The sequence below is a fragment of the Streptomyces sp. NPDC041108 genome, assembly GCF_055592645.1.
Window position 1 is genome coordinate 493,497 of the sequence record NZ_JBVIYK010000007.1, and the last position, 8,837, is coordinate 502,333.

The 8,837-nt window shown below is 73.0% G+C and carries 7 protein-coding genes; 1 reads left to right on the forward strand and 6 read right to left on the reverse strand.

What is annotated here, in order from left to right; translation table 11 throughout:
• Positions 1-559: 559 nt before the first annotated feature.
• Together ACZ6BB_RS22865 and ACZ6BB_RS22870 are read right to left on the reverse strand one after the other, a co-directional pair.
• A complete protein-coding gene (locus tag ACZ6BB_RS22865; RefSeq protein ID WP_471616992.1) occupies positions 560-1,285 on the reverse strand; it encodes a DUF5701 family protein in 726 nt (241 codons plus the stop codon).
• Positions 1,286-1,398: 113 nt separating this feature from the next.
• Positions 1,399-2,421: a sulfotransferase family protein gene (locus ACZ6BB_RS22870; protein WP_471616993.1), complete on the reverse strand. Its 1,023-nt coding sequence runs from the start codon at positions 2,419-2,421 to the stop codon at positions 1,399-1,401.
• A 117-nt stretch (positions 2,422-2,538) separates the two neighbouring features.
• On the opposite strand from ACZ6BB_RS22870, the gene ACZ6BB_RS22875 reads away from it, so the two are divergent.
• Complete coding sequence (locus tag ACZ6BB_RS22875; RefSeq protein WP_471616994.1) at positions 2,539-2,838, forward strand: hypothetical protein; 300 nt, start codon at positions 2,539-2,541, stop codon at positions 2,836-2,838.
• Between the two features lie 97 nt (positions 2,839-2,935).
• On the opposite strand, the gene ACZ6BB_RS22880 is transcribed toward ACZ6BB_RS22875, so the two are convergent.
• The 4 genes from ACZ6BB_RS22880 to ACZ6BB_RS22895 form a co-directional block, all read right to left on the reverse strand.
• Positions 2,936-4,702 carry an ABC transporter permease subunit gene (locus ACZ6BB_RS22880; protein ID WP_471617020.1) on the reverse strand — a complete coding sequence of 589 codons (1,767 nt, stop codon included), beginning with the start codon at positions 4,700-4,702 and terminating at the stop codon, positions 2,936-2,938.
• A 14-nt stretch (positions 4,703-4,716) separates the two neighbouring features.
• On the reverse strand, positions 4,717-6,240 hold the full coding sequence (locus ACZ6BB_RS22885; RefSeq protein ID WP_471616995.1) for an ABC transporter substrate-binding protein: 1,524 nt from the start codon (positions 6,238-6,240) through the stop codon (positions 4,717-4,719).
• A 125-nt stretch (positions 6,241-6,365) separates the two neighbouring features.
• Positions 6,366-7,223, reverse strand: coding sequence for a formate dehydrogenase accessory sulfurtransferase FdhD (gene fdhD, locus ACZ6BB_RS22890; RefSeq protein WP_471616996.1), 858 nt, complete (start codon positions 7,221-7,223; stop codon positions 6,366-6,368).
• A 53-nt stretch (positions 7,224-7,276) separates the two neighbouring features.
• Positions 7,277-8,659, reverse strand: coding sequence for an L-serine ammonia-lyase (locus tag ACZ6BB_RS22895; protein WP_471616997.1), 1,383 nt, complete (start codon positions 8,657-8,659; stop codon positions 7,277-7,279).
• Positions 8,660-8,837 lie beyond the last annotated feature (178 nt).

An 8,837-nucleotide genomic window follows, 5' to 3' on the forward strand; every position in this document is an offset into this window, starting at 1 on the left:
TGGGTTCCATGTTCTTTCTGGCGAAGAGCTCAAAAGTCTGGTTTTCTTCCACAACTTGCGTTGACCTGTTCCCCCGCCCCTGTGGTGTTGCCGGCCCCCACGGGGCCCCCCCCCGCGCACGCGTCCGTCGGTCAGCGGACGAGTTCCGCGGGCCTCGTCGCCTTGCCGAGCAGCCACTCCAGCGGCCCTCGCATCCATGAGGAAGCCGGTCGTGCCGCCCTCGGAGGGGTCGGGGCCGACATGCGCCGCGTACATCCCGAAGACCGCCAGGCCCCGGGCCGGGTCCACACCGATCAGGCGTCCCACCGAGGGCCGGTCGCCCTGCGGGGTCTCGGACCGTGCCGTGCCGGCGGCCGCGTCCCGGCCGCCGGTGGCCGGTGCCGCGCGTGCCGTGAGGTCTGCGTTCTGGGTCATGCCCCCAGGCTGGAGAGCGCGCCCGGCCCTCGGTATCCGGCAGATGTCCGGTCCCGCCCCGCCACCCGGGGGTGCTCCCCTGCCGGGTGGCGCCCCCGGTCGCGGGGGCGCCGTGCGGCGTGGGACGTCACACCGGGTCAGGCGGTCACGCTCCGGGGGCTGCTCCGCTCCCCCGCCGGACGCCCGCACCTCCGCGTCCCGTCGCGGAGGCGAAGCCCAGCCAGGTGTGCCGGTTGCCCCACCAGCACCAGCCGACCTTGGGGGCGTCGCGGCGCTCGACGCCGTCCCGACCGGTGCCGTTGCTGATCCAGATCGCGGGGGTACGGGCGTCCGGCGTGCCGTTGTCCTTGCGCAGCCGGGAGCCGATGGTCATGAAGCAGTGGTTGCGCTCCAGGACCTCCGGCCGCTGGAGCACCCAGTGGATGCCTTCGGTGAGCAGCAGCGGGGTGCGGCCCTCCTCGGTGAGGGCGGGCAGGGCCCCCTCGGGGCTCCAGTCGGCCATGTGGTCACCCCGGTCGAGACCGCCGACGAGGTAGAGGCGGGCCTCGGGGAGCTCGATGCCGGAGGGCGTGAAACGGTCGACGTCGGACATGTCGGTGACGACGAACCCGGGCCTGCCGTCCCGGCGCATCAGCGGCGCGAGGGCGGAGGCCGGGGCGAGATCCGGGTGGACGGCGAGCAGCACGCCGGCGCCGGGCGCCGGAACCTCAGCGCCTTCGGCGGCCTCGGCGGCCTCGGCGTAGGAACGCACCTCGTCGGCGGTCAGTCCGGCGAGTGCGTGCACGCCCAGCTCGATCAGTCGCTCGGCCTGTGCGCTCAGGGGCGGAAGTACGGGGAGGACTACGGAGGTTGCGGGCGTGGACTTCGGCACGATGCTCCCAGGGAGGACGACAGGAGGGACGCGAGGGCAACGACACGGCCCGCCCGAATGTTCCCGTCTCCCGCCGCCCCCGTCCGCTTCGTCCCCGCGACGCAGGAGGAACGCTAGGCGCGGAGGGCGTGGTCGCCCCGCGCGCACTCGGCCCGCAGTTCGGCGAGCTGGGCGGGCGGCAGGCTGCGGGCCGAGCCGCGCCGGCTGTGGTCCAGCAGCGCGGAGGACGTGCGCAGCCACCGGGGCCGAGGGGCCACGCCGATGAAGTCCGCCAGCCGGGTCAGTTCTTCGGCCGGGTCGTCCAGCAGGTTCTCGTAGGAGAGGGTCGTGCGCCGGTCGGCGGGGAGACCTGCGAGGAACTCCGTTCCCTCGACGACGAGTTCGGACCACAGGGCACCGAAGGTGCGCAGGGGGATGGAGCGGTCGCGTACGAGCGCGGGATCGAAGCGTTCGCCGAGGAGAGGTGCCAGGTCCGGGGGCAATGCGCGGACGTGCTCGGCGGTCAGGTCGGCGAAGCCGTCGACGCCGGAGCGGGCCTTGATCTCACGGAGCAGGGAGATCGCACGGTAACCGGGATGACGGCTCATGGACAGGGCGCAGTCCGGGCCGTCGCGGAACATGTGCACGAACCTGGCGTCGGGGAAGGCGTTCCGCAGTCCCGGCGCCCAGCCGGTCGAGTAGCCGGAGCGTTCCACGACGGCCGTGCGACCGAACCGGGCACAGAGCAGGCCGAACAGGGCCCGGTGATGCTCGGCGGCGGTGCGCCGCGGCCATCGGGCGACCGCCGCGCCGAGTTCGTCGAGAAGTCCGTCCGGGTCGTCGGTCAGATGGGGCAGCACCATCAGGGAGAGCGCGGGGATGCCCGTCGTCTCCGAGGCGTAGCGGCCGGGGCTGCGGGTGTAGAGGAACTCCGGCAGCGGCACGCCGCTGCGGATCATCCGTTCGAAATGCGGAGCGGGCCGGAAGAGCGCCTGCCAGAACTCCTCGCCGTCCACCTCGCCCGCGGGGAAGGACACGTCGCCCACCGAGGCCATGTACTCGTTGAGGCTCAGTACGTCCGGGTGGGAGTTGAGGATGCGGGACAGGGCGGTCGAGCCGCTGCGTCCCGTGCCGAAGACGAAGGTCAGAGAACGCATGTTCCCCCTTCTCGAATCCCAGGTGGGTGGTGTAGGCGAGCCGCCTCCCGAACACCGCCGCGTAGAGGGTGAGTTGACGATTTCATGGGGGCGCGCCCGAACCTTATGATCTTGGTCATGACTGTGCAGAACTCCGACAAGACACTCTCCCGCAAACAGCGACTCCAGGAGAAGCAGCGCCGCCAGCTGGCGGTCGTCGACACCGTGGACAAGGCCGAGGTCAAGGTCCGCAAGGCGGAGACGGAACTGGCCGTGGCCGTCACCGAGGCCGTTCAGATGTTCGGCGACGAGGACGCCGCGTCCGAGGCGCTCGACATGTCCGTCGAGGCGATCCGGCGCTTCCTGCGCATGGCGCAGGACGAAGCGGCGCGCACCGGCGAGGTCGCCGAGACCGCCGAGGCGGCCGCCGCCTCCTGAGCCGCTTCGGCCTGGGCGCGGGTCTCGACGACCACGGGCGCGGGGCGGCGTCGGTCCGCTCGCCCCCGGCGCTGTCCGTCGAGCGTGTCGCCCGCCGTCAGGCGGCGGACGCCGTCCGGGTGCGGGTGCGGGTCCATGCCGTGGCGGAGACGGACAGGACGGAGAGAAGGACGAGGGCGGCGGCCGGGCCGAGGACGGTCCAGGGGGCCAGTTCCGCGTAGGGCTGGTTCTCCGAGAGCAGGCGGCCCCACTCCGGGGTGGGCGGCTGCTCGCCCAGGCCGAGGAAGCCGAGGGAGGCCAGCACGAGGACCGTGGTGGGCAGGCGCAGCAGGGCGTTGCGCACCAGTGCGGGCAGGACCGCGGGCAGCAGGTGGTGGCGCAGGAGGTAGGCGGGGCCCGCGCCGAAGGAGACCGAGGCGAGCAGATGGCCGCTGGCCCGTTCCTGTTCGAGCAGGGCGGCCGCCTGCGCCGCGTACGGCGTCCAGGCCACCAGGCACACCGCGCACGCGGCTCCCCAGACCGACGGTCCGGTCACCGCGGTCGTGAGCAGCCCGGCGAGGACGGCCGGCAGCGTCGACACCACTTCGGTCAGCCCGGCCCCCACCTGGGTCGCCGTCCCGATGACCAGTCCGATGAGGGCACTGGCCACGGTCACCACGAGGGCCACGCCGACCGTGCGCAGGGCCCCGTGGCCGAGCCGGGCCAGCAGGTCGCGGCCGAGCGAGTCGGTGCCGAGCGGGTGCGCGAAGGACGGGGGCAGCAGCCGGGCCGTCGTCTCCACGTGCAGGGGGTCGCGCAGCAGGCCGGCCACCACCAGGGCGAGCAGGGCGACGGCGCAGCAGCCGATGATCCAGGGCAGCGCGGGTGACCGCACGAGCGTGGGCGGGTGCAGGGCGGGCAGGGCGCCGTCCCGCAGGGCGGGGCCGAGCAGGGCGTGACGCACCGCCCGGATCGCGAAGCCGGCGCAGACGCCGAGCAGGACCAGGGCCAGTGTCGCGGTCTGCAGCGGCGGCAGGTCCTGGGCGACGGCGGCGTCCAGCGCGAGCCGGCCGAGGCCCGGGATGTTGAAGATCTTCTCCACCGCGACCGCGCCGCCGACCAGGGCGACGACGGTCGGCAGGAGTTGGGGGAGCACTCCGGCCAGGGCGCGGCGCAGCGCGGTGCGCGCGATGCGGCCGCCGCGGTGTCCGAAGGCACGCCAGGTGCGGGCCCACGGCTCGTTGAAGGCGGCGGGCAGGGACTGGTCGAGCAGGCCGCCGATCATCGCTCCGGAGGGCACACCGAGGGCGAGGGCGGGCAGCACCATCGAGCGCGGCCCCTCCCAGCCCTGGGAGGGGAACCAGCCCAGCCACACCCCGCACACCGTCGCCAGCAGTGAGGCGAGCAGGAACTTGGGCAGCGCGGCGAGGACGGCGGCGCCGGCCCCCGCCCGCTTGCGCCGCAGTCCGCGCCGCGCGCCGAGGCGCAGAGTGCGGGCGCAGACCAGCGCGGCCACCACCACGGTGACCGCGAACGCGCCGAGCATGAGCGTGACGGAGACCGCGAGGGCGGTCGTCACCTGCGGCAGCACCGGTTCGCCCGACACCCAGGAGGCGCCCGCGTCCCCGCGCGCCAGCCCGGCCGCCCAGCGCGCGATATGGGCGAACGGCCCCTCGTCCAGTCCCAGTTGTTCGCGTACGGCGGCCAGCTGGGCCGGGGTGGGGTCCTGGTCGGCGGAGCGGGCGCGCAGCACGGTCAGCGCGGGGTCGACTCCGGACAGCCAGGGCAGGAAGGCGACGGCGCCCAGCAGCGCGGTCGCGGCCGTGACCCGGCCGGCCCCCGCACGCCACCGGGTCGGGAGGCTCCGGGCGCCCGCCGACGGCATGGTGCTCACGGCGGTTACTTCAGGTGGGTGTCGACGTCGACGAGGGAGCGCTCGCGGGGGTCGAGCAGTACGCCCTCGACGTCACCGGAGATGCCCTGGACGACCTTCTCGTGGACCAGGGGGACGACGGCGTCGGTGCGCAGGATCTCCGCCTCGGCCCGCATGATCTTCTTCTGCCGCTCGGCCGTGTCGCCTTCCGCGGCGGCGGACCTGATGGCCTTGTCGACCTCGGTGTCCTTGAGGCCCGCGATGTTGTAGACGCCGTCCCCGGTGAAGTCGCTGGCGAGGTAGGCCACCGCGTCGCCGGTGTCGAGGAGCGTGACCCGGGAGAAGACGAGGGCGTCGTACCTGCCCGCGAGGAGGTCGGCCTCCATCTGCGTGTACTCGCGCACGTCCTGCTTCACGGTGAACCCGGCCTTCTCCAGCTGCTGCTGGAGGACCGAGGCGGCCTCGGGGAGTTCGGCGCGGTTGGTGTACGTGGCCAGGCGCAGGGTCCTGCCCTTCGTCTCCGACTCGACCTCGGCGGTGGTGGCGGCCTTCGCCCGGCCGGTCACCTCGACCCGCCGGTCGGCGGCCCAGGAGACCGCCGGCCCGAACAGTCCCTCGGCGGGGTCCGCGTATCCGCCGAAGACGGAGTCGACGAGGACACCGCCGTCCACGGCCGCACGGGCGGCGGCGCGCAGTCCCGCGTCGGCCAGGAGGCCGCTGCCGGTGTTGAGGATGAGGCTGTCGGTGCGCACGGAGGGCACCTCGTGCCGTGTCTGCTCGTCGAGGAGCTTCGCCTGGGCGGTGGGGATCCACTCGGCGATGTCCACGTCGCCGCCGCGCAGGGCGTTGGCGCGGGCGGTGCCGTCGGCGATCCAGCTGACGTCGATGCCGGGGCTCTTGGCCCTGCCGCCCCAGTAACCGTCGTAGCGGTCGAGGGTGGCCTTGGTCTTTCCGGTCAGCTTGGTGATCGTGAAGGGGCCGGTGCCGGTGCCGACGGGGCTGACGGTGCCGTCCTCGGCGTACGCCTTCTCGGCGAGGATGCCGAGGGCGGGGCTGGCGAGCCTCAGCGGGAGGACGGGGTCCGCCGTCCTGGTGGTGACGGTGACGGTGTCCCTGTCGTCCGCCTCGGCGGTCAGAGTGATGTCGCTCAGTACGCGCGGCCTGGTCTCGGCCTCGTTCGCGTGGTCGAGCGCGTTGACGACCGACTCGGCGGTGACGTCGGTGCCGTCCTGGAACGTGGCCTTGCGCAGCTCGAACACCCAGGTCGTGTCGTTCTTCCGTGTCCAGGACTTCGCCAGGGCGGGTGCGGCGGCGCCGTTCTCGTCCAGGGCGGTGAGTCCCTCGGCCACGGAGAGCTTGCTGAGCACGGTGGCGTCGTTGCTGTACGGCGACAGGGCCTGGACGGGCGGCACGGCGAGGGCTATCCGCAGGCGGCCGCCGGTTCCCGACGCACCGCTCGCACCCGATCCGTCCTCTCCGGAGGCGAAGCAGCCGGCGAGCACCGGGGTGAGGGCGAGGGCCGTCAGAAGGCGGCGGGCGGTGGTGCGCATGGTCGGTCCTGTCTTGCGGCGGGCGGATCGCGCGCCCGGTGCGCGGCAGCGGCATCCGGGGCGCGATCAGTCTATTAGGTTAGCCTTACCAAGCCGACAGGGCCCCCGCCGCCCGGCGAGCGGGGTCAGGCTCCGGATGCCGCCGTGGCCCCGGCCCGCAGGTCGAGCCGGTGCTCGCCCGCGTAGACGTTCATGGAGCCGCCGCGCAGGAAGCCGACGAGGGTGAGTCCGGTCTCGACGGCCAGGTCCACCGCGAGGGAGGACGGCGCGGAGACGGCGGCGAGGACGGGGATGCCCGCCATGACGGCCTTCTGGACCAGCTCGAAGGACGCCCGTCCGGAGACCAGCAGAACGGTCCGGGACAGCGGGAGTTCACCGGACCGGAGCGCGCGGCCGACCACCTTGTCCACGGCGTTGTGGCGGCCGATGTCCTCCCGCAGGTCCAGCAGGTCGCCCTCGGGCGAGAACAGTCCGGCCGCGTGCAGTCCGCCGGTCCGGTCGAACACCTGTTGTGCGGCGCGCAGCCGGTCGGGCAAGCGGGCCAGCAGGTCGGGGGTGACCCGGACCGGAGGTGCGTCGGCGATGGGCCAGTGCGCCGTGGTCCGTACGGCGTCGAGGCTCGCCTTCCCGCACAGGCCGCACGACGAGGTGGTGTACACGTTGCGCTCCAGGGTGATGTCGGGGAGCGGCACACCGGGGGCGAGGCGGACGTCGACGACGTTGTAGGTGTTCCGGCCGTTCTCGGTGGCGCCCGCGCAGTACACGATGTTCGCCACGTCCGAGGCCCGGCTCACGACGCCCTCGCTCACCAGGAACCCGGCGGCCAGGGCGAAGTCGTCGCCGGGTGTACGCATGGTGATGGCCAGCGGTCTGCCGCCCAGCCGGATCTCCATCGGCTCTTCCGCGACCAGCGTGTCGGGACGGGTGCTCGGTGCCCCGTCCCTGATCCGCAGCACCCGGCGTCGTTCGGTGACCCGGCCCATGAAACCTCACTCCCAGCTCTGTCGTCGGGGCCGCGGCCGGTGCTCTCCCGGCCTCAGCACTCGATGACGTTGACGGCGAGGCCGCCGCGGGCGGTCTCCTTGTACTTGACCTTCATGTCGGCGCCGGTCTCCTTCATGGTCTTGATGACCTTGTCGAGGGAGACATGGTGACGGCCGTCGCCGCGCAGAGCCATGCGGGCGGCGGTGACGGCTTTGACGGCGGCCATGCCGTTGCGTTCGATGCAGGGGATCTGGACGAGGCCGCCGACGGGGTCGCAGGTGAGGCCGAGGTTGTGTTCCATGCCGATCTCGGCGGCGTTCTCCACCTGTTCGGGGCTGCCGCCCATGACCTCGGCGAGGCCGCCCGCGGCCATGGAGCAGGCGGAGCCCACCTCGCCCTGGCAGCCGACCTCGGCGCCGGAGATGGAGGCGTTCTCCTTGAAGAGCAGACCGATGGCACCGGCGGCGAGCAGGAAGCGGACGATGCCGTCCTCGTCGGCGCCCGGCACGAACTCCAGGAAGTAGCGCAGGACGGCGGGGATGATGCCGGCCGCGCCGTTGGTCGGCGCGGTGACGACCCGGCCGCCGGCCGCGTTCTCCTCGTTGACCGCCATCGCGTAGAGCGTGATCCACTCCATGGCGCGGGGCAGCGGATCGCCCTCGCTGCGCAGGGCGCGGGCGGCCGCCGCCGCCCGGCGACGGACCTTCAGACCTCCGGGGAGGATGCCCTCGCGTCCCAGCCCCCGGGAGATGCACGCCTCCATGACCCGCCAGATCTCCAGCAGACCCGCGCGGATCTCCGTCTCGGTGCGCCAGGCCTTCTCGTTCTCCAGCATCAGCGCCGAGATCGACAGCCCGGTCTCCCGGGCGAGCCGCAGCAGTTCGTCGCCCGTGCCGAACGGATGGGGCAGCACGGTGTCGTCGAGCTTGATGCGGTCCGCGCCGGCGGCTTCCTCGTCGACGACGAAACCGCCGCCGACGGAGTAGTACGTCTTCTCCAGCAGGGGGACACCGTCGGCGTCGTACGCGAAGAGGATCATGCCGTTGGCGTGGTACGGCAGCGACCGCCTGCGGTGCAGGACCAATTGGGCCGAGGCGTCGAAGGCGACCTCGTGGGCGGGGCCGATCTCGGCGCCGAGGAGACGGATGCGCCCGGTGGCACGGATTCGTTCGACGTCCACGTCGGCCTGGGCGACATCGACCGTGTGCGGCTCGTTGCCCTCCAGGCCGAGCAGCACCGCCTTGGGGGTGCCGTGGCCGTGGCCGGTGGCGCCGAGCGAACCGAACAGCTCCGCCCGTACGGCGGCGGTCTGGGCCAGCATCCCGTCCTGCTTCAGCCGCCTGACGAACATCCCGGCGGCGCGCATCGGGCCCACGGTGTGGGAGCTGGACGGGCCGATGCCGATCGAGAACAGGTCGAAGACGCTGATTGCCACGCCACGCTCCGTGGAGTTGAAGGGGCGCGCCGGCGGTGACGGCGCGCGCCCTGCGGGAGGTTGTCGGTCACAGTCCGGGGTAGAGCGGGTGCTTGTCGGCGAGGGCCTTGACCCGGGCCTTGAGGGCTTCGGTGTCGTAGGAGGGCTTGAGGGCCTCGGCGATGACGTCGGCGACCTC